This window comes from Enterococcus diestrammenae (genome assembly GCF_049384045.1).
GTDB classification, from domain to species: domain Bacteria; phylum Bacillota; class Bacilli; order Lactobacillales; family Enterococcaceae; genus Enterococcus_C; species Enterococcus_C diestrammenae.
Genome location: NZ_JBMRGR010000007.1, coordinates 27,241 through 52,047 on the forward strand (window position 1 = coordinate 27,241; position 24,807 = coordinate 52,047).

The 24,807-nt window shown below is 42.6% G+C and carries 25 protein-coding genes and 1 pseudogene; 8 read left to right on the plus strand and 18 right to left on the minus strand.

Translation table 11 applies throughout. The annotated features are described in order from the left end of the window. Positions 1 to 22 precede the first annotated feature (22 nt). Complete coding sequence (gene nrdG, locus ACO03U_RS06395; protein WP_161870081.1) at positions 23 to 625, plus strand: anaerobic ribonucleoside-triphosphate reductase activating protein; 603 nt, start codon at positions 23 to 25, stop codon at positions 623 to 625. Positions 626 to 721: 96 nt separating this feature from the next. Here the strand turns inward: nrdG and dinB are convergent, their stop codons facing one another. After that, a complete protein-coding gene (gene dinB / locus ACO03U_RS06400; protein ID WP_204686854.1) occupies positions 722 to 1,861 on the minus strand; it encodes a DNA polymerase IV in 1,140 nt (379 codons plus the stop codon). Between the two features lie 437 nt (positions 1,862 to 2,298). Between dinB and ACO03U_RS06405 the strand changes: the two genes are divergently transcribed. Continuing rightward, a complete protein-coding gene (locus tag ACO03U_RS06405) occupies positions 2,299 to 2,742 on the plus strand; it encodes a cysteine peptidase family C39 domain-containing protein (RefSeq protein WP_204686853.1) in 444 nt (147 codons plus the stop codon). Between the two features lie 134 nt (positions 2,743 to 2,876). Here ACO03U_RS06405 and ACO03U_RS06410 read toward each other — a convergent pair whose 3' ends face one another. The 4 genes from ACO03U_RS06410 to ACO03U_RS06425 form a co-directional block, all read right to left on the minus strand. Beyond that, positions 2,877 to 3,329, minus strand: a complete 453-nt coding sequence (locus tag ACO03U_RS06410) for a hypothetical protein (RefSeq protein ID WP_204686852.1) — start codon at positions 3,327 to 3,329, stop codon at positions 2,877 to 2,879. Positions 3,330 to 3,446: 117 nt separating this feature from the next. Beyond that, positions 3,447 to 4,601 (minus strand): hypothetical protein, encoded by a 1,155-nt coding sequence (locus ACO03U_RS06415; protein ID WP_204686851.1) that lies wholly within the window; start codon positions 4,599 to 4,601, stop codon positions 3,447 to 3,449. A gap of 36 nt (positions 4,602 to 4,637) precedes the next feature. Further along, positions 4,638 to 5,252: an ATP-binding cassette domain-containing protein gene (locus tag ACO03U_RS06420; RefSeq protein WP_204686850.1), complete on the minus strand. Its 615-nt coding sequence runs from the start codon at positions 5,250 to 5,252 to the stop codon at positions 4,638 to 4,640. Between the two features lie 83 nt (positions 5,253 to 5,335). Then, positions 5,336 to 5,575, minus strand: coding sequence for a hypothetical protein (locus tag ACO03U_RS06425; protein ID WP_204686849.1), 240 nt, complete (start codon positions 5,573 to 5,575; stop codon positions 5,336 to 5,338). A 577-nt stretch (positions 5,576 to 6,152) separates the two neighbouring features. Between ACO03U_RS06425 and ACO03U_RS06430 the strand changes: the two genes are divergently transcribed. After that, positions 6,153 to 7,013: an Rgg family transcriptional regulator gene (locus tag ACO03U_RS06430; RefSeq protein ID WP_204686848.1), complete on the plus strand. Its 861-nt coding sequence runs from the start codon at positions 6,153 to 6,155 to the stop codon at positions 7,011 to 7,013. A gap of 652 nt (positions 7,014 to 7,665) precedes the next feature. Here the strand turns inward: ACO03U_RS06430 and ACO03U_RS06435 are convergent. The 10 genes and pseudogenes from ACO03U_RS06435 to dnaX form a co-directional block, all read right to left on the minus strand. After that, positions 7,666 to 8,023 (minus strand): annotated as a pseudogene (locus ACO03U_RS06435) (transposase zinc-binding domain-containing protein); the annotation flags it as partial. Between the two features lie 352 nt (positions 8,024 to 8,375). Beyond that, positions 8,376 to 9,251, minus strand: coding sequence for a 16S rRNA (cytidine(1402)-2'-O)-methyltransferase (rsmI, locus tag ACO03U_RS06440; RefSeq protein ID WP_161870083.1), 876 nt, complete (start codon positions 9,249 to 9,251; stop codon positions 8,376 to 8,378). An 80-nt stretch (positions 9,252 to 9,331) separates the two neighbouring features. Beyond that, positions 9,332 to 9,691 carry a DNA replication initiation control protein YabA gene (locus ACO03U_RS06445; RefSeq protein WP_204686870.1) on the minus strand — a complete coding sequence of 120 codons (360 nt, stop codon included), beginning with the start codon at positions 9,689 to 9,691 and terminating at the stop codon, positions 9,332 to 9,334. 2 nt (positions 9,692 to 9,693) lie between these two features. Further along, positions 9,694 to 10,539 carry a PSP1 domain-containing protein gene (locus ACO03U_RS06450; RefSeq protein ID WP_204686869.1) on the minus strand — a complete coding sequence of 282 codons (846 nt, stop codon included), beginning with the start codon at positions 10,537 to 10,539 and terminating at the stop codon, positions 9,694 to 9,696. A gap of 73 nt (positions 10,540 to 10,612) precedes the next feature. Further along, positions 10,613 to 11,548, minus strand: coding sequence for a DNA polymerase III subunit delta' (gene holB, locus ACO03U_RS06455; RefSeq protein WP_204686847.1), 936 nt, complete (start codon positions 11,546 to 11,548; stop codon positions 10,613 to 10,615). A 10-nt stretch (positions 11,549 to 11,558) separates the two neighbouring features. Next, the gene (locus ACO03U_RS06460; protein ID WP_161870086.1) at positions 11,559 to 11,888 is read right to left on the minus strand and encodes a cyclic-di-AMP receptor; all 330 of its coding nucleotides are present in this window, start codon (positions 11,886 to 11,888) and stop codon (positions 11,559 to 11,561) included. A gap of 85 nt (positions 11,889 to 11,973) precedes the next feature. Then, positions 11,974 to 12,612 carry a dTMP kinase gene (gene tmk, locus ACO03U_RS06465; RefSeq protein ID WP_161870087.1) on the minus strand — a complete coding sequence of 213 codons (639 nt, stop codon included), beginning with the start codon at positions 12,610 to 12,612 and terminating at the stop codon, positions 11,974 to 11,976. A 104-nt stretch (positions 12,613 to 12,716) separates the two neighbouring features. Continuing rightward, a complete protein-coding gene (gene recR, locus ACO03U_RS06470) occupies positions 12,717 to 13,313 on the minus strand; it encodes a recombination mediator RecR (protein WP_161870088.1) in 597 nt (198 codons plus the stop codon). Between the two features lie 39 nt (positions 13,314 to 13,352). Next, on the minus strand, positions 13,353 to 13,667 hold the full coding sequence (locus ACO03U_RS06475; RefSeq protein WP_161870089.1) for a YbaB/EbfC family nucleoid-associated protein: 315 nt from the start codon (positions 13,665 to 13,667) through the stop codon (positions 13,353 to 13,355). Positions 13,668 to 13,695: 28 nt separating this feature from the next. After that, positions 13,696 to 15,549: a DNA polymerase III subunit gamma/tau gene (gene dnaX, locus ACO03U_RS06480; RefSeq protein WP_204686846.1), complete on the minus strand. Its 1,854-nt coding sequence runs from the start codon at positions 15,547 to 15,549 to the stop codon at positions 13,696 to 13,698. Between the two features lie 419 nt (positions 15,550 to 15,968). Here dnaX and ACO03U_RS06485 point away from each other — a divergent pair, with 419 nt between their 5' ends. From ACO03U_RS06485 to ACO03U_RS06495, 3 genes are read left to right on the plus strand one after another with little or no spacing between them, the layout of a single operon-like run. Continuing rightward, positions 15,969 to 17,225: an SPFH domain-containing protein gene (locus ACO03U_RS06485; protein WP_204686845.1), complete on the plus strand. Its 1,257-nt coding sequence runs from the start codon at positions 15,969 to 15,971 to the stop codon at positions 17,223 to 17,225. A gap of 18 nt (positions 17,226 to 17,243) precedes the next feature. Beyond that, on the plus strand, positions 17,244 to 18,389 hold the full coding sequence (locus ACO03U_RS06490) for a TFIIB-type zinc ribbon-containing protein (protein ID WP_204686844.1): 1,146 nt from the start codon (positions 17,244 to 17,246) through the stop codon (positions 18,387 to 18,389). Then, positions 18,386 to 19,198 carry a TPM domain-containing protein gene (locus ACO03U_RS06495; RefSeq protein ID WP_204686843.1) on the plus strand — a complete coding sequence of 271 codons (813 nt, stop codon included), beginning with the start codon at positions 18,386 to 18,388 and terminating at the stop codon, positions 19,196 to 19,198. The genes ACO03U_RS06490 and ACO03U_RS06495 overlap by 4 nt, the downstream gene beginning before the upstream one ends. 89 nt (positions 19,199 to 19,287) lie before the next feature. Here ACO03U_RS06495 and ACO03U_RS06500 read toward each other — a convergent pair whose 3' ends face one another. Further along, positions 19,288 to 19,602 carry a hypothetical protein gene (locus ACO03U_RS06500; RefSeq protein ID WP_161870094.1) on the minus strand — a complete coding sequence of 105 codons (315 nt, stop codon included), beginning with the start codon at positions 19,600 to 19,602 and terminating at the stop codon, positions 19,288 to 19,290. A 23-nt stretch (positions 19,603 to 19,625) separates the two neighbouring features. Further along, positions 19,626 to 19,994: a hypothetical protein gene (locus ACO03U_RS06505; RefSeq protein WP_204686842.1), complete on the minus strand. Its 369-nt coding sequence runs from the start codon at positions 19,992 to 19,994 to the stop codon at positions 19,626 to 19,628. 385 nt (positions 19,995 to 20,379) lie between these two features. On the opposite strand from ACO03U_RS06505, the gene ACO03U_RS06510 reads away from it, so the two are divergent. Continuing rightward, positions 20,380 to 21,249 (plus strand): helix-turn-helix domain-containing protein, encoded by an 870-nt coding sequence (locus ACO03U_RS06510; RefSeq protein ID WP_204686841.1) that lies wholly within the window; start codon positions 20,380 to 20,382, stop codon positions 21,247 to 21,249. 62 nt (positions 21,250 to 21,311) lie between these two features. Here ACO03U_RS06510 and ACO03U_RS06515 read toward each other — a convergent pair whose 3' ends face one another. Then, a complete protein-coding gene (locus ACO03U_RS06515) occupies positions 21,312 to 22,241 on the minus strand; it encodes a LysR family transcriptional regulator (protein WP_161870097.1) in 930 nt (309 codons plus the stop codon). 263 nt (positions 22,242 to 22,504) lie between these two features. Here ACO03U_RS06515 and metE point away from each other — a divergent pair, with 263 nt between their 5' ends. Continuing rightward, positions 22,505 to 24,778: a 5-methyltetrahydropteroyltriglutamate--homocysteine S-methyltransferase gene (metE, locus tag ACO03U_RS06520; RefSeq protein ID WP_204686840.1), complete on the plus strand. Its 2,274-nt coding sequence runs from the start codon at positions 22,505 to 22,507 to the stop codon at positions 24,776 to 24,778. The last annotated feature ends 29 nt before the right edge of the window (positions 24,779 to 24,807 follow it).

The following is a 24,807-nucleotide window of genomic DNA, read 5'->3' on the forward strand; positions in this document are numbered from 1 at the left end:
CTTATTAGAAAGAAGTTTTGCTATGCGTAATCCTAAACCGCAAGAATGGCTATCAGAAAAATATAGCCAACACCAGATTGCCGATTATAAACCCTTCAATTTTGTTGATGGCGAAGGGGTGCGAAACAGTCTCTACGTTTCTGGTTGCCTCTTTGCCTGCGAGGGGTGTTTTAACAAAGCCGTCCAAAACTTTCACTACGGTACGCCTTTCACCCCTGAGCTAGAGGAAACCATCATTGCTGACTTGGCTCATGATTACGTCCAAGGGTTGACCTTACTGGGAGGCGAACCTTTTCTCAATACTGCCGTCTGCTTGCAAGTCGTCCAGCGAGTGCGGAAAGAATTTGGCAATAGCAAGGACATTTGGAGTTGGACGGGGTATACTTTCGAGGAACTTCTTTTGGAAACTCCTGATAAACTGGCCCTCCTTCAACAAATCGATATCCTTGTGGACGGTCGCTTTGAGCTTAGCAAACGCAACTTAAACCTCCAATTTCGTGGTAGCAGTAACCAACGGATCATCGATGTACCAAAGTCCTTGGCTGCTGGCCGGGCAATCATTTGGGAGCACTGTAAAGATGCGGAAGAAAGCTTCGAACAAATTCATAAGCAAAAACTGATTTAAACCCTAAAATACCCCCCTGACTTTCCAGCATCTGCGGTGAGTCAGGGGGGTATTTATTTGAAAAGCGGGCACACCAAGTTTGATCTCGTCAAAAAATCATTTCTCATGAAGATCACTATTTTTATCTGACTCCCACAAAGGCAAGGTGATATTTTCATAAGTTACTGGATCCAGATTGGTCAAAGTAATTCCCAACAAACGAATCCCCTGTTCGACGCCTAAGATTTCTTCCCAAATCAAGCTAGCTTCTGAAAAAATTGCTTCTTTGGTTGCGACATAGCGATTTAAGGTGTGGCGCTTGGTGACTGTCGTATAATCGGCATAGCGGACTTTTAAGACCACCGTTTGCCCATGCTTGCCGACTTTTTTCAAAGCCACCGCTACCTCTTCAGCGATTTTACGCAGCTGTCCTAGTACCTGATCTTCTCCTGACAAGGGGCTGCCATAGGTATGCTCTTTACCGACGGACTTGCGATCCCGCGTGACATTAACCGGTGAGTCATGAATCCCCCGTACTTTCCGATATAGTGAATAGCCCATCTTGCCAAATTCACGAATCAACTCCATCTCACTTTTTTGATACAGGTCCCCACCAGTGAAAATCCCTAACTCGTGCATCCGTGGCAAGGTCTTTTTGCCAATCCCGTGAAACTTATCAATCGGTAAAGCTTGCAAAAAAGCCACCGCTTCATCTGGCGCAACCAACGTCAAGCCCCGGGGTTTCCGATAATCAGAGGACAACTTGGCCAGAAACTTATTGTAACTGACACCTGCCGAACAAGTCAGATGCACTTCTTCCCAGACTTCTTGTTGAATCAGACGAGCAATTTTCACCGCTGATTGGATATTATTCTTATTATGGGTCACATCCAGATAGGCTTCATCGATAGATACCGGCTCGATAATATCGGTATACCGACGAAAAACCTGACGTACTTGCTGGCTGATTTGGCGGTATTTTTCATGATTACCAGGTATAAAAATCGCCTCAGGACAAAGTTCATACGCTTTTTGGGCACTCATGGCTGAATGAATACCAAACTGCCGCGCGCGGTAGTTTGCTGTAGTCACCACGCCACGTCCGCCAGTGTCACTAGGATGGCGGGCAATAACTAAAGGATGAGTCGCCAACTCGGGATTGTCCCGCTCTTCCACCGAAGCAAAAAAAGCATCCATATCAATATGAATGATTTTACGAGAGGTATCATTTTTCAAAGGAAACTGTAATTCACTCATGGGCTTTCTCCTCGGCAATTGTTTTCATAGCTATTATAAACCAAACATTCGTTCTTGTTCAATCCCGGCCGTCGCTGGTAGCAATTCTTAACAAAGCCCTTTAAAACTAGACCGTGGTTGGCTACAAACAAAAAGAAGAGAATATCTCTAGTATCCAAATTACGTATCTGACAATACACAATGAGGTTACCAAAATAACTCTGACTCACCAAAAGCTTCTTCAAATACTAGTGAATGCTAAGGATAACATTAGTACAGATAAAGATAAGTTAGTTAAGAACAGCTATATGCTCGACGATGCTATAGGTTACATATACTGGATGTTAGGGATTGAGATACTGCTAAGGATATTCGTCAATCGTTAGGTACAGCCGGGTACAAAGGAATGCTAAACAAACTTTTTGATCCTAAAACACAACTAATATAGGGTGATTTCTGTGAAATTTAAAGTGATTTTACAAACCTCCAGAGACGACTGTGGAGCTGCTTGTATAGGCATGATACTGAATAACTATTTTAATAAGAATATGTCATTATGTGAAATACGACCACTAATAAAAAATACAATAAATGGTACATCTTTTGGAGATATAAAAAATAATATCAATAAATTCTTAGCTAATTGGATACCATGTATTGTTCAAATTGATATTGAATCTTCAACAGCAAATTTAGCAATTGAAGAAAATTTTATGAAACTATATTATGCAAAATTGCTCAACGGATTGACGGTAAAAGTACTTATAGTACTTATAGTTTTTTTACCTTCAATTATTTCACATATACTGGGATTGTTTTTAGCATCCATGTTCAGTGTTTACTTTAACATTATAATTCCTTCCCAACTCTCTGCAATGATTGCTAGTATTATGATTATTTAATTAGAAGTCTACCTCATTGTACAGAAAAGAACAGGTCGAGATATCCCCCGCCTGCTCTCTCATTTTTATTAATCACAACTATTAATACCAGTCCTACCTCTTTTATTACCTTTGGATTTCAAGCTCTTTAGGTACTACAGTGGACAAACATTGTAATTTCCTTTGGAACACTTACTGTGGGTCTCATGACAATCATGTTTCCCACTTTGTGCCTGCACATAAAAACAATTGGTACATACAATTTGCCGTTCTGAACGATAATACGTAACGGTACACTTTCCACTAAAGAGAGTATTATGCGTCGAAGTATCATACCTTTCCATATTTCCTTTACACTTAATCGCAGCAAATCCGGAACATTTAACACAAACTGCTCTTGGAGAAATTATCAGCTCTCCTTCGTCATCTATAGAATCATTCTCTTGGACAATCTGTTGAATTGAGCTTTCTAATAGAACATTCCCAACTTCTGAAGTAACCACTCCATGATCATGAGTTTTACCTTCACAGGCGAGAACATTCCCGGTACCATAGACTAATCCCAATCCTACCACAGCAAAAAGACAAACAATTAGTTTTTTAATCATACTTTTTTCCCCTCTCTTTTCTCAAACTTCCCTTCAAACATACAAACAACATTTCTTGAATAGATTTAAAAACTGAATCATGATGCCATACAAAAAATAGCTTGCGAATTTCGCAAATTATTTTCCTACGACTGTGTTATATTTGACTTTTTTATGTTGCTGTTCCAAACGCATAACCAAATAGATAATAAAAAAGGTAATAGTGGTGATCAGCAAATTTACGATAATCCCATTTTGGAGCGTAATCTTTGAATTATGATAATTTTCACTTAGAATACCTGTCACTGTGTTTCCAGATTCAAGATATACACCTGGGAGCAAATGAGCAATTTTTGTAAGTTGAGGTAACTGAGGTATAGCAAACATTTGAATAATATTGATAATTAGCGCTGTGAATACAGTACTCAAACTATTCTTCAATATTGTTGCCACTAGACAGGTGATTGTTACCACTGAAAATAATGCAACACTGTATAGCAGCACTGCTTGTGGTAAGATCGATTTAATCGGAGAAACAGACAGTTTTTGATCCACATATTTGAAAATAGGTAACTCAAGTGAGCTGCTTCCTCCAACAAAACTACCGGTTATCCAAGAAATGCAGATAGTTAAACCAATCACAACTACAGCAACACCACAAGACAGGAGTAGTTTTTGAAGAGTTTCCAAGATAATCGGATAGGGTAAAACTGAGTCCTTATTAAGAGTCCCAATATATGGAGAAACAAAGATAGTAGTCACAAGCAAAACCACTACAAAAGTCATAAGAATTGGAAAAAGATTATTTACAACTTTTAAAGGAAATCCGAATGCGGAGGATAGTCCCCCAGGTGTTTCATACGGAATATTCTGCTCAGATAGTGCTTCCAGATACAGAATCTGTTTTTCAACTGATTCGGCCCACCAAGTCGGACGACTTTCTTCATTTCCTATCTGCTTTTTCATATCCTTTAAGATTGTAAGATATTCTGTGTACGCCTTCTTATGGTCACCACGAGAATAATCTTTCTTTATGTTAAGTAGCTGATCATATTGCTGGTTCAAAAAAGTCGTATACTCCGAATGTTCGGTATCACTTTCTAGATTTCCTTCTTTCCTCTGCTTATCTAGCTCTTCAAGTTGTGAGTCAATCTGACTAACGAATTCTCCTTTCGGATTAGTATTCAGCAGGGAGAGTCCATAGAAGAAAATGAGCGTCAGAAAGATTCCGATAATCAATAAATTACTTCTTTTCTTGTAAAATTGCTTTGCTAAAAATCCAAAATATGACATAGTTACCTCCAGTAAACCTCATGAATATTTGAACTCCTAATTTCCAGGATCACCTAAGATAATAACCTGGTCATTTACTTCTTCGAGAAATTCTAAATTATGAGTACTATACAAAACCGCTCTACCATCACGCTTTGCACACTTCAAAAACTCAATAAAAAGGTATTGACTTTCGTTATCTAAACCAATCATTGGTTCATCTAAAAACCAATATTTAGCATCACTCACATAGTACATAGCCAAAATAATTTTTTGTCTCATACCTAATGAATATTTTTTTATTGGTTTTCTCACAAAGCTTTCCAAATTCCAAAACGTTATACAATCCTCTATCCGGTCTCTTTCTGTTTTCCAAGCTCGAGTAACCATTCGTAAATAGTCAAGTCCAGATAAGTCACCATTTAGCCATTCAGTTGATTCATAGTAAAAACTACTCATTTTGAAAGACGCAACTTTTTCATGGGTTTCAAAATGCTGTTCAATATACCCTGACTTCGAAGAAATTAAACCATAAATCACTCTGAACAGCGTCGTTTTCCCGGTACCGTTGGGTGCCACTAGACAATTAACTCCATCATTGATTGTTATATCAAGGTTTTCAAAAATAAATTGTTCATCTCGTTTTAAAGTAATATTTTTTAACTTTATCATCTGGTATTCTCCAATCACTACTTTTGAGCGTCATTGAATATGTTGTCCAAGATTCATTGTAATAACTTGTCGAACATAGTCTTCTACTTACCGTACACATACGTAATTCGATATCTAATGTAATTCCAGCCATCACCGACTTGGCTTCGATTAGTGTATAAGAAGTAGTAATCCCCAGGAATATACCGATACTTCGTTTCAGCACCAGTAAATATGTTTTTATCATATTCATAATGACTCGGTACATATTTTGAGGCATATGCTACTTGACCTCCTAAAACACTTGTTAAAAGTAATGCCATTATTAGAAATTTCTTTTTCATTCTGCTCCTTACCTCCATCTACATTCTGAAATACTGTTTCGATGAAACCAATTTATCAATTTCACTAAACCTATCGTTATCTGTCCTCCCTCCTCTATATCGATAGACGGTTTAATAATGATATAGTTAAGTATCAAGTTAATCGTATGTATTCATACTGTAATTCGAAAAAATACCAGCACTCCAAATAAGATAGCGCTTTCATTATTAACTAATAAATCCTTATATCTTGTGTAAACTTTGATTCTGACTTTTTTTTATCAGAGTAGCATATGTCTTCATCTGATAAAATTGCATAACGCCAGTATTATATCGCTTATCAAAAATTGAATTATGAAATTGGCTCAATTACCAAAATACAAGTCAACAAGAACATTTTTTCAGAATAGGCCTTTTTAAAAGTACTCTTTTTAATATATGCTTCAACAGTTATCAAATGCGAGGTTCAATTACTTCCCATCCGAACCAATCAATAATCATAAGTCTCTCCCCCTTCCTCGCTTAAATAAAGTTTACTACATGCATAATTTATGATATAAAAAAAGTGAAAAATAAAACGATTTCAGGAGGATAATCAATGGAAAATGGCGATCTAATTAAATTAAAAAGAAAAAATAGAAAAATTAGTAGAAAAGAACTTTCAAAAAACATTTGTTCAGTCAATTTCTTACAGCGTGTTGAAAATCAGAATGCTAAAGTTGATTTCGAAACGATGTTACTTCTACTTGATAAAATGAATATTCAGATGGACGAGTACATACATGAGTTAAATAGCTTCTCAATGACCAAAAAGGACAAGTACAGACATCAATTTATTTTGGCAGTCTCAAATCCTGATAGTACTCAAATATTTTTAGATCAAATGACAGATGAATTTGAAAAAACTAAAGATTTATTCTACCTTCTTCTCGCTATTGAAATGAAACTAGTGTGTCAGAAGCTTCCTAATCACAGTGATATCATTGTTTCAGATAAAGAAATATCGATTGTCTACAATTATTTAGAAACTCTCGAAACCTGGGATTATTTCGAACTTGCTCTATATGGAAACTGCTTATATATTTTTAGTGAAAAAAATTTAACCTTTGACTTGAAAGATGTATTATCACGGTTCAACAAAACAAGTTCGTTACCGAAACACAAACGTGCGGAACTTAAATTTATAGTTAATTACTTAATTATTCTTTTTGAGAATGGGTCTCTTGAAATGGTTCCGACTCTGCTGGACGAACTATATACGCAAACTACAAGTAGTGATTACATTAAGTGGCGACTTTATTGGAAGATTTTCAATGAATTGTTTCTAAGTCTGAATAAAGAAATACTATTTGATCCCACTCCGATAATTTCTCTTTTTAGAAATCTCGGTTACGAAGAAGATGTGAAAAACCTTGAAGATATCTTTATCTCTATCAATACACAGAACCCTCTCAAATAGATTAATTTTTAAATGTACCATCAAGCGCGATCTTCAAGATAAGCTACACGTAGGTATTTAAGTGTTCGGTAAGTTTTAAAATTTTTTCCTCATCGACTAAAATCGGACAGACTTTCAAAGTAATACGCAAATACCGTTAAGTATTCTACGCCCTGCATCAATACATTATACGGCTACCGTTTTCTTTCGGATCACTGACCGTAAATAGCTCCGAAATCTTTCTGATCAATTATTCGTTTAAGAATCACTTCCCAACACAAAATTGATTTATCATATTCGGCTCAGTCGTTTGGAAGCTACTTTCTTATCTCATATTATTCTATTCACCCATCACGATTTTTCAGACTCAGTTAGTTCCTTCAGAAGCGCGAAGGTTGTTTACTGAGTCAAATATTAAGACCGTTTGACCTTTTACTATGTAATCCGAAAAAAAGGTGATATCTTTCAAATTTTCTACAATAGTGATCCTCCAAAGCTCGCCAAAAATAAACGGATAATCACTCATTTTTTTGTCTATTTATTTATATCCGCCCCGGAGTTTATGGGTGCAATCCTTACAGACATCCCCCACACCCCAAGCTCCTGAAGGCATAGAAGTCAGTTAAATTCGGTACCCTTCACAGGTTCCGAATCATGAATCTTCGCTTTCATCTCGGTATTTCTCCATCATAAAACGTCTCTTAACCCTTCATCAATGGTGAAAACAACGTGACGATGAGTCACAGCTAACAGATCATTTGCCGTAATTTCAGCCTAGCTCTAGCTCTCGCCCGTAGTACAAGTCGGACAAAACTTTCCTTTACATTTTTTTAACGGAACCAATTTCACATCATGACAAGCTTCGCAAACCAATAGTCGGTAATCATATCTGATATCTCCACAGAATTAAAATTTACAAACTTCCTTTCGCACAACGAATCGTATTCTACGTCTATTCTTTTCTTTTCCAGGAATTTCTCCCAATTGTGGTGATGAACAAAGAAAATAGAGTAAAGGGTATTCGGTGTCATAACTCAATTTACCGAAATTTTGACAAGATGAAAAGTTGTAAGAACGTTAGTAATTCAACATTCTTACAGCTCTAAATTTTACAAGTTCTTTACCTACAAGAAAGGCTGAATGTACTCGTTTAGCTCTCGAGAAATAAGTCGAAACTGACACATGATGTTCTTGATCATGAGTCGGTTTTGCTAGCTGGACTGCGCGGTTTCTGCGCTAGTCCAACTGTCTGCGGTAGCTGAGCTAGTTCGTGAAGCCAGACATTTTTAGACTTGGTATTATAGAATTTCAGATAATTTAAAATTTCTAAGACCTTAGTCTACAAAAAAACCTAGTCTGAGTTGCCAGGCTAGGTTTCACTATTTACAGCCCATGGTATTCCCCGTAGATGTCTTGTTTTTTACGGGAAAGTCGTTGGGCCACTTCTTTGATTGCGGCATTTGGCTTTAAGCCAGAGGCGATCAAGGCATCCACTTGTTCTTTAACCGAAACTTCTGCCTGAATCGGAGGTGTCATGAGCTCAGCGGGGTTAGGGTTGCCGGCGACGAGTAAGCAACATTCTCCCTTAATCGGCTGCTCTGTTAAATAAGCTGCCAACTCAGTCAAGGTTCCTCGTAAGTATTCTTCGTGAAGTTTGGTCAGTTCACGACAGATTACCGCCCCACGTTCGCCACCAAAGACAGTGGCCATATGCTTAATCGTTTCGCCAATCCGGTGAGGGGATTCATAAAAAATCATGGTGGCTGTTTCTGGGAGTAAGGCAGTTAATTCCTTCAATTGCTCATTTTTCTTGCGGGGTAAAAATCCGTAGAAAAGATTGGGCTGTGGGGCTAATCCGGAGGCAATCAAGGCCGTCAAACCAGCAGTCGGTCCAGGTAAAGCCACCACCGGTATATCTTCTGCAATACACGCGCAGACTAGCTCATGGCCAGGATCGCTGATGGAAGGCATCCCGGCATCGGAAACTTGCGCAATCGACTGTCCGGCTTTAAGGATCCCTAACAGCTGGGGGATCCGCTCTTGAAAATTATGCTCATGCAAACTTTTTTGCGGCGTCTGTATCTCAAAGTGGTTTAGTAATTTCTGAGTATTGCGAGTATCTTCTGAAGCAATCACAGCCACTTCTTGCAAGGTCTTCACACTACGAAAAGTCATATCCTCTAAATTTCCAATCGGTGTCGGCACCAAATACAAGGTCCCCACCTCTTTGACACCCTTAAAACTTTGTTGTTTTTTCATATGCCGCTCCTTTTACTCAGTCATTCTAATAAGAAAAAACCGCCGCCTGATCAATACAAGCGACGGTGACAGGTCCAATGCTAATTTTGGCTTTCCCGGTACAAAACTTCCAAGCAAAACACACATTGCTCGTCGTTTTCCCGACGTGCCCCATAAGATTCTCGACAAATATGGAAGCCATCTTCGTAAATCTTTTCCAAGTTCATTCGTGATTTGGACATCCCCGCATCTTGCTTCAAATCTTCTGCAGGTTCTGGTTCGTTGTTTTTCTGATCCAACTCTTGCAAGTATTCCCGTAATTTTTGATTTTCCAATTCGAGGGTGGTGTTTTTTTCCACGATTTGTTGCAAGGATTCCTTCATTTCCGATAATTGTTCCAAGGACTGTTGGAGGTCGTTTTCCAACTTGGTCAACCCATCATAAAGTTCCCGTTTATCCATACTCATGAGCGCTCACCTGCTTTGGCTTTTGGTTTATGAGGACGCCCCTTGGTAAATTCCAACTCACTCGCTAAGTATTCGACCGGTGTTTCCCACCCTACTAACCGGACACGGACGATGCGATTGAGTAAGTTCAACCCCACGACCCGGCCTTTGCCATCTGGCGTTTGGACTTCTTTGCCATAATCAGGCATCTCTTTTTTGGCGATTTCGTATTCATCATTTTCATATTTTAGACAGCACATCAAACGACCACACAACCCCGAAATCTTAGTAGGATTCAAGGATAAACCTTGATCTTTGGCCATTTTGATGGACACTGGGATGAAGTCTCCCAAAAAGGTCCCACAACACAAGGGGCGGCCACAAGGTCCTAAGCCACCTAAAAGTTTGGCTTCATCCCGGACACCGATTTGTCGCAATTCGATGCGTGTGCGAAATTCACCAGCCAAATCTTTGACCAACTCCCGAAAATCCACTCGACCATCGGCAGTGAAATAAAAAATCATCTTGCTGCGATCAAAGGTGTATTCCACCCCCACTAGTTTCATTTCCAACTCATGAGCACGGATTTTCCGTTTACCGACTAACATCGCTGCTTGGGCATCGCGTTGATTTTGTTGATTTTTTTGAATTTCTTGTTCCGTTGCTTTATGCAAAATAGGCAAGACTTCATTGGGTAGGTCGGATTGCTGAATATCCACTTTGGCAATAGCGACTCGCGCCATCATTTTGGCTTGTTGGGATTCCACGATTACCGCATCATCATAACGATATTCGTCATTGCCAGGAGTGTAATAATACACATGCCCTGATTCCCGGAAACGCACGCCAACGACTTCCATCAGCTGTTTCCTCCTTTTATATCAAAGTATCGATAGAGTGAAGCTCTACCGCTGATTCAATTTATTTGACTGTTGTTTACTTTAAGATCCGTAATACTAGCTGTTCGGCAACATTTTGGAAGGAGACATTGGCTCCCAGCTTTTGTTGGGCTTCCAAAATGAGCTGAAGGCTACGGGTATTATCGGATAGTTGTGGCCCTAACCCTTGAGCCAATAACTGACTCCGGCTGGTGCGATACTCCTGCACCAGCATTTGCAACAGCAATTGTTGTTGTTCTTTTTCTTTTGCAATTGCCAGCATTTTTTTCTGCACATAAATGAAGGCTGCCAAATCACCCTTTTGTAACAAATGGTACCATTGACTGACAGCGTCCTTAGCCTCATTAAACCATTCCTCTTGAGAGATTTCAACTGCTTTTTGATAACTATTGGTTAGGCCAGCCAGTAAGGTCGCTGACGTAGAGGAGATGCCATCTTGGCGGAGTCGTTGGGCTAGTTCTTTTCCGTTTAGGGGGGCAAAATGTAAGATTTGGCAACGGGACTGAATGGTAGGTAAAATCTTCCCAGGCGCATCAGTCTCCAAAACCGCTACAAACTCCCCTTGAGGTTCTTCCAGAAACTTCAGCAAGCTATTCGCCGCACTGGCATTCATCTTGTCAGCTTGGCGAATCACAAAAAACTGTCGTCGTGATTCAAAGCCAGAGCGGATAAATTCTTGTTGTAGTTGCCGAATTTGTTGGACTTTGATCGTCTGGCCCTCAGGTGCGATCACCCAGACATTTGGATGTTCCCCCGCGTCGATCCGTTGACAGTTGTTACAGATACCGCAGGGCTCGTTGTCCACCACTTGGGTACAAAAAAGGCGCTTCGCCAACCACTGACTCAACAGGTGCTTGCCGACTCCCAGGTCTCCTTCAAAAAGATAAGCATGAGCCAGACGCCCATGCTTCACACTTTTTTTGATCTGGGAGAAGACAAAGGGCTGGTGCTGGCTCAAAAATTCTTCTTCCATGGTTTGCTCCTTAATAATGATGGAAACCTTCCACCGGTAACACGAAGACCGTCGCCCCACCGACTTCGACTTCGACTGGATAAGGCACTTGCCCATCCAAAGAAATATCCAGGGACATCGGGGTGGAGACATATTGTTTCCGAGACTGACAGGTTTTCTTAATCAAATCCAACGCTTCTTCCACCCGTTCATCGTCAATCCCAATGATGAAGGTGGAGTTACCGGCTTTCAAAAAGCCACCGGTAGAAGATAATTTGGTTGCACGAATATTGGCATCGATAAATTCATTTGCCAAACGATTACTATCTTTGTCTTGCACAATTGCCATAATCAGTTTCATAAGAATTCCTCCTAGTCGATGAAAAATCATTGTTGTGGGTCGCTGATTGCCTTACTTTCTCCACTAAGCTAGTGGGTAGTATTTCTTAAAAGAATTGGGGATACGCTTCAGTAATCGCTGTAAAACTGGCATCTACCACGTCAGTCAAAGGCATCCGCGCATCGACTTTGTGGATCCGTACCGGGTCTTCTTCGGCTAATTTCAAATAGGCATGACGCACCCGTTGATGAAATTCTAAGCTTTCTGTTTCCAAGCGATCGGCTGGCCCTTTGCGTTGGTTTTCGATCCGCTTCAAGCCAGTGTCACTATCCACGTCTAAGTATAAAGTAAATTCAGGTTTGATGCCTTCAATAGCAAAGTCATTGATTTTGCGGATTTCTGGCATCCCGATGCGTCGTCCGGCTCCTTGGTAAGCCAATGAACTGTCCACGAAGCGATCACAGATCACAATTTTACCAGCTTCTAATGCGGGGAGAATCACTTCTACCAAATGCTGCCGCCGAGAAGCCGCATATAATAACGCTTCGGTACGTTCATCCATCTCCTCATTTTTAGGATCTAAAATAATTTGACGAATCTTTTCGGCAATTTTAGCACCACCTGGTTCACGGGTTTTCACGATGCCTTTTTTTGCAATCAATTGCAAGCGTGGGTATAACTCGTTGATGACGCTAGTTTTTCCTGCCCCATCTGGTCCTTCAATGGTAATAAATAATCCATTCACAAAGCATATCCTCCATCATTCGCGCAGCCCGACAGTTGCCCACCTAAGCTCCGCTGCATCTCTGTTACTTCTATTGTACTAGAAAAAAAACAATTGCACAAAAACTATAATTCTCTGCGCCCTTCCACTGCCTTTAAAAGTGTCACTTCATCGGCATATTCGATATCGCTCCCCACGGATAACCCATGAGCAAGACGGGTCACTTTGATGCCTGCTGGTTTGATCAGACGGGACAAATACATCGCTGTCGCTTCCCCTTCCGTGGTGGCATTGGTGGCGATGATGACTTCTTTCACGCTGTCATCGTGAAGTCGTTTGATGAGCGTCGCAAGATTGATGTCTTCCGGACCCGTCCCTTCCATCGGCGACAGCACTCCGTGGAGGACATGATACAAGCCGTGGTATTCCCGCATTTTCTCCATGGCCATCACATCTTTCGGCTCTTCCACTACTAAAATCGTACTGCGATCGCGGGTGGTATCGCGACAAATTTCACAAGGATCTTCTTCGGTGATATTGCCACAGACACTACAAAAATGCAGGTCGCGCTTGGCACTCAACAAGGCTTTGGCAAAATCATTGACCACTTCATCTTTCATATCAATGGTATAAAAAGCTAAACGAGTCGCTGTTTTCTGCCCAATCCCTGGTAATTTCATATAGCTATCAATCAGTTTTGCAATTGGTTCCGGGTATTGCATGTGTCTCACTCCTTGTGTCCTACGCTACGTCGCGGGGACTTAAAATCCCGGTAAGCCTTTGGTGTATTTTCCCATGGTGCGTTCAGTTTCCCCTTCGATTTTGCTTAAGGCATCATTGACTGCCATCGTAATTAAATCTTGAAGCATTTCTGGGTCTTCTGGATCGATAATCGCTTCAGCAATATCAATGCCAATCATTTTGCGATCGCCAGTAAAACGGGCTTTCACATAACCGTTCGTCGCTTCCCCCAAAAATTCTTTTCCATTTAAAGCCTCTTGTTCTTTCACCATTTCTTTTTGCATTTTTTGCATTTGTTTCATCATGCCTTGCATATTTCCCATGCCTCGCATCATTGTCTTCACTCACTTTCTGTTTTATTAATTAGTCATCAATCACTTGTGTCAAATCGCCAAACAGTTCGTCTGCCTTCGTCACTAATGGGTCAGTTTGCGGCGTTTGGGAGGTGGCTTGCGCCATTTCGCTCCACTCTTCTGGCTGGAATAGCTCGCCGAAGTGGTTATCTGCTGGCTGCCCTTGGTCAACTACACCAGTTTGGGCATTTCCGTCGTTTTGAGTAGCCGGCGCTTGCGGTGCTTGTTGGGGCGAACGGCCGCCCCGTTTTTCATTCACATAACTTTGGCGCAACTGGGGCCACGCTGCCTTGGGAATAAAGACGGTATCTGGCGCGTAACCAGAAATCAGTCGGCTCAAGCTATTGGAAAGCATCAGGGCCAATTCTTCATCTTCCGAAGCTTTTTGACAGACCATCTCAGATTCAAAAGACAAAACCAATCCTTTCGGTCCGGCGGCCTTGATTTCGGTATTCACCAACAAGCCTTTGCGCAAGGCGTTGAACATCTGAAGCAAATCGCCCCAGACTTCTTTCACCTGAACGAGGTCTTCTTTGGTGGCTTGATCCAAAACTTTGTAGACCTTGTCTTTAGGAATCCGATACTTGCTGCCATTAGCTGATTTTTTCTGATGACTTGAAGTTGGACTACTGTGTCCGGTAGCAACACTCACACCAGACTCTTTCAACTTTTGAATTTCACCAGTCAGTTTGTTGACTTGTTGTTGCAGCTGTTGCAACTGCTCCAGTTCCACCGAGCTTTGTGGTACTCGTCCCCCAGTCGCCGGGCTGCTAGCCGTAGCCGGTGGCGGACCAGCCAGTTTCACCGTCGCTACTTCCAAATAAATCGTCGGACTATTGGTAAAGCGGATCTCATTTTGAGTTTCGTTTAATAAGCCAATCCATGCAAATAATAGCTCAGATGGCACGGTTTCAGCCAAGTGTTTGAAGTCCTCGGTGAGATACCCCGCCTTTTCTTGCAATAAATTGGGGGCTTTTTGATACATCAATAAATCCCGACAATACACCAAGAGATTTTCCAAAACACGGCGGGCTTCTTTACCAGAAGCTAAGATTTCATCTAATGCTTGCAACGCCGCCGATGCATCTTGGCGGTAGCAATCGGCCATGAAACGATCCATGATTTCTTGGGATAAAGAACCGGTGACCTCCATCACATCTTTCATAGTGATGGTGCCTTCTGCAAAAGAAATCGCCTGATCCAACATACTCAAAGCATCCCGCATCCCACCTTCAGCAGCCTGTGCAATCACGGTCAAGGCTTGTTCTTCATAAGGCACATCGATTTGCTGTAAGATATAGGCCAAGTGTTCAGCGATATCTTTCGTGTCGATGCGCTTGAAATCAAAACGTTGGGTCCGGGAAATAATCGTCGCCGGAATTTTATGTGGCTCAGTCGTCGCCAAAATAAAGACCAAACTCTCCTGCGGCTCTTCCAAAGTTTTCAATAACGCATTGAAAGCCCCCGTGGAGAGCATATGCACTTCATCGATAATATAAACTTTGTATTTCGCCTGGGTGGGAGAATACTTGGCCCGATCTGTGATAAAGCGGATTTCGTCTACCCCATTGTTGGAGGCGGCATCGATTTCGATGACGTCTTCTTGGGCGCCAGCTGTGATGGCTTTACACATTTCACATTCGTTACAAGGTTCGCCATCATGGCTGTTGGGACAGTTGATCGCTTTGGCAAAAATCTTCGCTGCACTGGTCTTCCCGGTACCCCGTGGGCCCGTAAATAAGTAAGCGTGGGAGATTTGCTTTTGCAAAACGGCATTTTTTAATGTTTGAGTAATCGCTTCTTGGCCCACCACATCTTCAAAACGTTGGGATCGCCACGCGCGATAAAGTGCCTGATATGCCATAGATAGCTCCCTTCTTGTGGCCTACCATTGGCGAAAAAAGCCAAAGGGACCATCAAAATTCACTAGTTTTTATTATACGCAAAACCCGCCTAAAAAACCACCCATCTAGTAGGTATCCAATGAAATTTCATTGGATTGAAAGAAAGACCAACTAACCTACCAGCACAAATCAAGACTAGCGGAAGCGCTGTTTTTCATGCAATAGGCTGCTGCCAAGGGGTCTTTTTTCTAAAAATCCGTCTAGCGTCGGAGAGAGGAAAAAACGCGAGCTATGCTATAATTAAGAAGGTTAGCGAAATCGCTTTGTTTTTCGCAAACAGCTAGCTTTTCCTGCGCCTTGGCGAGAAAAATCAGCAAAGTAGCGTAGCGGTCAGTCAGAGGATTTCTGACGGTAACCATTATCAAAGGAGGAAAAATCAATGGGAATTATTAAAGCGGCAACAAGCACAGTGGGTGGCGGCCTAGCGGATCAGTGGCTGGAGGTTATCGAACCAGACGACATGGGGGATACAACCGTCATGACCAAAGGCGTCAAAGTCCGCCAAGATGACAAACGAGGCGCCAATCGCAAAGGCACCGATGATGTGATTACTGATGGTTCAGTGGTTCACGTGTATCCAAATATGATGATGCTTTTAGTTGATGGTGGGAAAATTATCGACTATACCGCAGAAGAAGGCTACTATACTGTCAAAAATGACGCCGCCCCTTCCATGTTTAACGGAACCTTGAAAGATGCCATCAAAGAAACCTTTAGCCGTTTCAAATTTGGTGGTGTAACACCGCAAAAGCAACAAGTCTTCTATATTAATTTACAAGAAATTAAGGGAATCAAATTTGGTACCCCTGCGCCTCTGAACTATTTCGACAATTTTTACAACGCGGAACTCTTCTTGCGGGCGCATGGCACCTATTCAATCAAAATTACCGATCCTATCTTGTTTTATAGCAATGCCATTCCTAAAAACAAAACCCAAGTGGACATCAATGATATTAACGAACAATACTTAAACGAATTTTTGACTGCTTTGCAATCTTCAATCAACCAACTTTCGGCGGACGGTCAACGAATCAGTTATGTACCTTCTAAGAGCATGGAACTTTCCACCTACATGTCCAATGTCTTAGATGTCAACTGGAAAGAATTGCGGGGAATGGAAATCGTCGCTGTCGCAGTGGCAAGTATCTCTTACACCGACGAATCCATGCAACTGATCAATATGCGAAACCAAGGAGCGATGCTAGGCGACCCTAGCGTCCGGGAAGGCTATGTCCAAGGTTCGATTGCTCGAGGAATGGAAGCGGCCGGTAAAAATGAAGCCGGCGCCACTACTGGTTTTGTCGGTATGGGCATGGGGATGAATGCTGGCGGTGGTTTCTTAAACCAAGCTTCTCAAAACAACAACCAACAAATCCAACAACAAGCCCAACAGGCACAGCAAAATCAACAAGCGGCAGCCGATAGCTGGACTTGTCCAAAATGTGGCACTCAAAACACAGGCAAATTCTGTAGCAACTGTGGGGAAGCCAAACCGCAACCAGCCGCTGCCGCAACTGCTGTCAAAGTTGAAATGAAATGTGCCGAATGCGGTGAAGTAGTCGACTTAAGCGCTGGTGTACCGAAGTTTTGCCCGCACTGTGGGAAACCATTTAAAGGGGTGCCCCTCGATGCATAGTAGAAAGGCAGGTTTAATATGGAGGTAATTACACACAAATGCCCCAACTGTGGGGGTCCTTTGACCTTCGAACCTTCCGATCAACAATTTCACTGCCCCTACTGTTTGAGCATTTTTACTGAAGAAGAAGTAACAGCTTTTGAGGAACAACAAAAAGCTCGCCTGCCTAAAGATGAAACAGCAACGGCAGGTTCAGCTAGTGGCGTTGCCAGTGATTCTGAAGCGACAAGTGGCCTGGGTGGGGAAGCCTCTGCCACCACGGACGACGGCCAGACTGGCGAAGCAACGATGGAGTTATACCTTTGTCCTAGTTGTGGAGCTGAGATCGTCACCGATGCCACCACGGCGGCCACCTATTGCTACTACTGCCACAACCCGGTGGTTTTGCAGGGGCGCTTATCTGGGAAGTTTCTCCCCGATAAGGTCCTCCCCTTTGCCGTAACCAAGGATGAAGCCGTGTCAAAATTTTTGGACTGGTCCCAGAAAAAATGGTTTGTCCCTCGGGATTTTTTCAATGAAGCCCAAGTGGAAAAGCTCACCGGGGTTTACTTCCCTTATTGGAATGTCAACGCCGAAGCTGAAGGTGGTTTAAATGGTACCGGCACCTCTATCCGGATCTGGATTGTCGGCGATATTGAATACACAGAAACCAAGCAATACAGTGTCCGCCGAGCTGGTCGGTTCAAATTTCGCGATTTGGTCAAGAACGCCCTCTCGAAAAACACGCAGCAAAAAATGGTGGAGTCGGTTCAACCTTTCCAACTAGAGAGAGCAGTGACATTTAAAGATCAGTACCTCTCAGGGTTTCAAGCGGAAAAACGTGATATCGAGTATGAAACCCTTGAAGCAGATGTGGAAAAAGAACTCAAAGGATATGCGACGACCTTACTGCGGAACACCGTGGGAAGTTTCTCCACTTTTGTGCCCAACAGTAGCCATCTAGAAATGCGGGATCAACAAAAAGAATACCTGATGTTGCCCGTCTGGTTAGTTACTTACAAAGCCGACGATGCCAGCAAGAAGACCTTCTACTACGCCATGAATGGCCAAACCGGCAAAGTCGCGGGTATTTTACCCATCAGTTACAAAAAGCTTGGTCTAGTCAGCGCCGGCATCTTTGCAGTACTAGCAGGAATCTTTTTGGGGGTGGCCTATCTATTATGAGAAAACGACTGAAATACTGGCTCCTCCTTTTATTACTTGCCTTGGCTTGGGCGCCACTGACAGCTTCTGCCAATAGCACCCACATTGAAGATGGTGTGGGACTGTTCACCGCAGAAGAAATCCAATCTTTGGAAAAGAAAGCCCAAGATTTAAGTGACAAGATCAAAGGGGGCGTCTATCTGGTTACTACGAATACCAACAGCGAAGAGCCCCGTAAATTTTCCGACGACTATTTGCGGGAAAAAGTTGGCAATGACAATAACGGTGCCGTCTTATTACTGGATATGGGCCAACGGGAGGTTTACGTGTCGACATCTGGCAATATGATTGACTACATCACTGATAGTCGTCTAAACAATATGCTGGATCAAATCACCCCAAATCTTTCTGACGGTCAGTATTACGACGCGGCGACAGCCTACTTTGATCAAGCAGATGCTTATGTAGAAGCCGGCGTCCCTGGTGGCCACTATCGCATCGATGAAGAAACTGGCAAAATCACCTATTACAAGACCATCACCTGGATGGAAGGTCTGATTGCCTTGTTGTTGGCTGCGGTGGCGGCAATTGCTTTCTTCGTCATCATCAAATCCAAGTATCAACTGAAACTCGGCACTTACAGCTATCCTTATCAGGAAAATGCCGACGTCAATTTAACCGTCAATGAAAATCAACTGATCAATTCCTTCGTCACCACTCGTCGCATCCCGCGAAACACCAATAATCTTAGCGGTGGCGGCGGGGGTGGGGGTTCCTCTACCCACTCTTCCGGCGGCGGAACCTTTGGCGGCGGCGGACGGAGTTTCTAGTCCCAAAATTACCACACATAGTAAATAAGAGAGCAACCCATCAGCATAGTCTGTGGGTTGCTCTCTTTTAGTGAGTGATAATCCTTGGCTTAAGCCGCAATCTTTGCCACTTTCACGAAATGTCCTTCGTTGGATTCCACAATTTTTACCACTTGATGGAAATACTCTCCGGGATCTTGTGAGTCCAACTCCATCAAAATAATTTCATAGTTAGCCATGGGAACCCCCACCACCAACCGATCTGTCTCCATATGCAGTTGCATCATATTTTGCAACTGGCGGGAAAGCTTGTTAAGTTCCTTACGTTTTTTAGTACAACGCCAACTGTCCTTCTGGAACAAACGTAAACCACCGAACAAAACGGAATTTTTGACGATTTCGGTGCGTAACACTTCTTTAAACATCGAATTCCCCCTCTTCCTGTGCTTTAGGCCGCTTTTTTCAATGGCAAATGATTGATTGTAATTTCAGAAAGCGGCTCTGTCACGGTGACAGTAATCCGGCTTTGGTATTTGGCAGCAATTTCTGCCAACGCTTCAGCCTCAGTCGGTGTGCAATCCACATAGAAAATCATCCCGTCAAATTGCTCCTCAAACTGGGCAATGAATTTTTCAGCTTGTGGCAACCAATCTGTTTGGTTTAATGCCTCATAAAAAATAACTTGTTTATTCCGGAGATAGTTTTCTGGCAATTGATTTTTAAAGCCTACGACACAGACTTTATCTCCTGTATGGCGACGTTTCATATGCTGCCACATCGCTTCAGTTTTTCTTCCTTGTCCTTTAATCAGATACATGTTACATCCTCCTAATTGATTGGCGAAATTCTTTTTATAGCGCCTTTTTTTTAAGCTTATTACCAAAGAAATGACTTTTTATCCTAGCTTTGGCGAAAAATAAAAAAAAATTAGTCAACATTCCGATAGGTGACGCCCCATCGGTGAGAATCTTCATGCATGGTTCATCACCCCCTCTGATTAAAAGTAAAAAAATAACACTCGCTACCTATCATCATAGCAGAGAAAAAAAAGAAAGCAAGTTTTTACCTGATTTAACGGTCAAGTAAAGCCCGACTACCTTTTTGTCGATGAAACTGCTAAAATAATACCGATGAGAAAGACCTAGCCTTTTTCTCAATTTAGAGTCATGGCGCACCTGCTGCCACAACAAAGGATGAATGACATGGATAGTAAAAAACTAAATAGCCTCTTTCCCACCGGTCACCTGGCTGACGAAAAGGACGCTACCGACGATTATTTCGCCATCCCTACTGATCAAGGCCTTTTTCTGATTGCTAAAAAGGATTTAAGCAGCAAGGAACAAGCTCTCCTCGCCCTCTTTGCTCCCCAAAAAGCCAAGGATAATCCTGCCCGTAACCATCCTTGGTATCGTATCTTATTTGAAAATGAACCAGTAGAACTGACTACTCCGGTGCGGATTATCCAAATTCGTTTGCGAACCCACGGCCTCTTCATGCAAAAGGAATGGGAATCAGAAATCAATGATATGTTTTTACAATTGGCGGATACGTTTTTTATTAGCCCCAATGATATGATTTTGATTGAAGAAAAAGCCGACACCAACTACCCGGTTGAAGAAATCTTTGGCCTGTTTCAAGCGTTAGATAGCGATTTTGATTTGTATACGCAAGTCTTTGTCGGGGCCTTTCATCACGAGACCAATAGTTTGGCGGCAAATTTTCAAGAAGAGCAACGAATTTTCCATAGCGAACGAAATGCCAACACTCGCACCAAAGCCTTTTCCTTTACCCGTTCGGCCATCAGTTATTTCATAAACGATGCGGTAAAGGCTAATCCACTGATGAATTCCCTGTATCGGGAGTGGTTTAGTGATCCGGAAATGGTAGCCATTCTCACCGCTCTCTGGCAAAACCAAGGCAATGTCAGCTCGGCGGCCAAGGAACTATTTTTGCATCGCAACACGGTTTTGTATCGCATCGACAAATTTCAAGATGCCACACGACTGGATTTAAAAAACATGGACGATTTATTCTTTTGTCATTTGTTAATTGATGTTTTTAGTGAGCAATAAGTATCTAAATAATAAAAAATCGGAGCAACCAGAATCCTAGTGACTTTGGTTGTTCCGATTTTTTATTTACTGTCCACCAATGTAAATCCATACCCTTGAATATGTTCTTTTAGTAATGTTAAATAACGTTCTCCTAATGGTTGTAACACCACTTGGCGGTGCTTTAACCACCCCAGTTGAATCTCATCTGCCACGGCTAAGGGAATCGCTACGATTTTGTCATCATTTAGCTCACTGGAGATAATCCCCGAACTGATGGTATAGCCCTGTAAGCCCACCATCAGATTAAAAATCGTCGCCCGATCACTGACTTTGATGTTTTTTTTGCGATCCAACGTGCTTAAAATTTCCTCGGAAAAATAAAACGACTCGGCCTCCCCTTGCTCATATGAAAGATAGGGATAATCTGCTAAATCAGCCAAAGTGACCGTCGTTTTAGAGGTCAAGGGATTGTCCCGGCTGACAAAGACGTGGGGGCTGGCTGTAAACAGGGGATGAAACTCTAAATCCAGCTCCTTAAAGAGTTTTAGCATCACTTGGCGATTGAAATCATTGAGGTACAAAATCCCCAAGTCGCTTTTAAAACTTGTGAGATCTTCCAAAATGTTACGGGTTTCCGTCTCTCTTAATGTAAATTGATATTCTTCGGTGGTGACCTGGCGAATCAGCTCCACAAAGGCATGCACGACAAAGGCATAGTGCTGGGCCGAGACGGAGAAGGCTTGTTTCCGAGGGGTGCCACGCTTGTATTTTTCTTCTAATAAATTGACCTGATCCAAAATCTGGCGGCCATAAATCATAAACTCCCGCCCCTCATCGGTGAGGCTGACCCCCGACTTATGACGATGTAAAATCCGAATGCCCATCTCATCTTCTAACTCTTTTACCGCCTTGGATAGACTGGGCTGGCTCAAAAAAAGCTCTTTAGCCGCTTCATTGATGGACCCTTTGGCTACGATAGTCTCCAAATATTGTAATTGTTGAATACGCACAAAACAGTCTCCTTTTTCAGGTATTTTTTATAGTTTACCCGATGTTATAGTTTTTAGCTATAACCAGTGATACCTTTTTTCAGTTATCCAAAAGCCTGGTCAGCTGTTAAAGTAGCCAATAACCACTTGAACCACTTTCTTCTTCATGATTCTTCCCACAGAAGCATCATGTTTCGACTAATAGTCATAAGGGAAATGGGTTTAGGATGAAACCTGTTTTAACAAAACAACACAACTTTGAAATGATAAAGGAGCAGATAATTATGACCACTACTATCATTGGCTTTCCCCGTATCGGTGAACACCGAGAATTGAAATTTCTTACTGAAAAATACTTCCGCCATGAAATTGATGAGGAAAAACTCCAAGCAGGCGCCAAAGCTTTGCGGCAAAAGCACTGGCAACAGCTTCACACAGCCGGTATTGATTACCTTCCCTCTAACGACTTTTCTTTTTATGATCAGACACTGGACACTGCTTTTTTACTCAATATCATTCCTGAAGAAGTGAGCCAACTGGAGCTGTCGGACTTGGACAAGTATTTTGCCTTAGCCCGTGGGTATCAAGGACCCGCCGGTGACATCAAAGCTTTACCGATGAAAAAATGGTTCAATACCAACTACCATTATTTGGCTCCGAAATTTGAAAAACAGACGACCATCAAAGTTCGTGGCGCCAAAATTTTCCAAGAGTTTCAAGAAGCCCAAGCATTGGGCATCGACACGCGACCGGTACTCATTGGCCCCTTCACTTTGCTAAGCTTAGGAGAATTTAGTGACGACCTGCAAGCGCAAGACTTTGTGCCAGCCTTAATCAGAGCGTACCAAGAAATCTTTACCAAGTTAAAAACACTCGGTGCCGATTGGCTGCAACTGGACGAACCCGCCTTAGTAAAAGATTTGACACCAGCAGATTTGGCCTTGTTTTGCGCCCTTTATGAGCCTCTACTTGCACAAAAAGCTGGACTCAAACTCTTGCTTCAAACCTACTTTGGGGATATTCGCGATGCTTATGAGACCGTTATTGACTTGCCTTTTGACGGCATCGGCTTGGATTTTGTCGAAGGCCTCCAAACCTTGGAACTGGTAAAAACCGGCTTTCCCGCTGATAAAATTCTTTTTGCAGGGATTGTCAATGGTAAAAATATCTGGCGCAACAACTACCAAAAAAGCCTCGCCATCTTGCAACAATTACCGGTTGAGGATCTCGTTCTATCCACTAGCTGCTCATTGCTCCACGTCCCTTACACCACTGCCAATGAAAACTTTGAACCAGCTATTTTGGAACACTTTGCTTTTGCCACCGAAAAACTACAGGAATTAGTCGACTTGTCTGAAATTTTGTCCGGTAACAACTCCCAGCTACTGACTCAGAATCAAGCGCTTTTCGCCAAGAAACGCATTCAAGAAAATACTGCTTTAGCAACGAAAATTGCTAATTTGACTGAGGCGGACTTCACCCGTACACCTGTATTTGCCAAACGGGAAAGTTTACAAGCGCAAGCCTTAAACTTACCGCTACTGCCCACCACCACCATCGGCTCCTTCCCACAAACACGGGAAGTTAAACAAGCCCGCGCCCAATACAAACGCCAGGAAATTACCGAAACAGCTTACGATGCCTTCATTGCCAACCAGATCAATGACTGGCTCGCCTGGCAAACTGAGATTGGCTTAGATGTCTTAGTTCATGGGGAATTTGAGCGCAATGACATGGTGGAATACTTCGGCCAAAACTTGGCAGGGTACCTTTTTAGCCAAAACGGCTGGGTCCAATCCTATGGTACCCGTGGTGTCAAACCACCTATCATCTGGGGGGATATCCAGCGGGAACAAGCCATCACTGTCAAATGGTCCGCCTATGCCCAGTCACAAACGGACAAAATCGTTAAAGGCATGCTGACTGGTCCGGTAACCATTTTGAATTGGTCCTTCCCTCGTGAAGACCTCTCCCTGAAAGAAACCGCCTTGCAACTGGCCCTAGCGATTCAAGATGAGGTTTTAGACTTGGAAGCACAAGGCATTCGCATCATTCAAATCGATGAAGCCGCCTTACGGGAAAAATTGCCTCTGCGAAAAAGCGACTGGTATAGCGAATACTTGGATTGGGCGATTCCGGCTTTTCGTCTGGTACACAGCCAAGTCCAGCCAACCACCCAAATTCATACCCATATGTGTTATAGCCAGTTCACCGATATCATCCAAGCCATCGATGACATGGATGCCGACGTGATTTCCTTTGAGGCTTCTCGTTCCAATCTAGAAATCCTCGATGAACTAAAAGCCCAACATTTCCAAACACAGGTGGGGCCTGGCGTCTACGATATCCATTCGCCACGGGTGCCAAGCGTCGCTGAGATCACCAATACAATAGAAGAAATCTTAGCTAAGGTCCCCGCGAATAAACTCTGGATCAACCCCGATTGCGGCCTGAAGACTCGGGGCGTACCTGAAACCAAAGCGAGTCTTACAAATTTAACAATGGCTGCCAAAGAAATACGGACAAAGCTATCAGCGCCTGTCACTAGCCGTCGTTAAAGCGACTTGTTTCGTGCTCCCTTAAATTT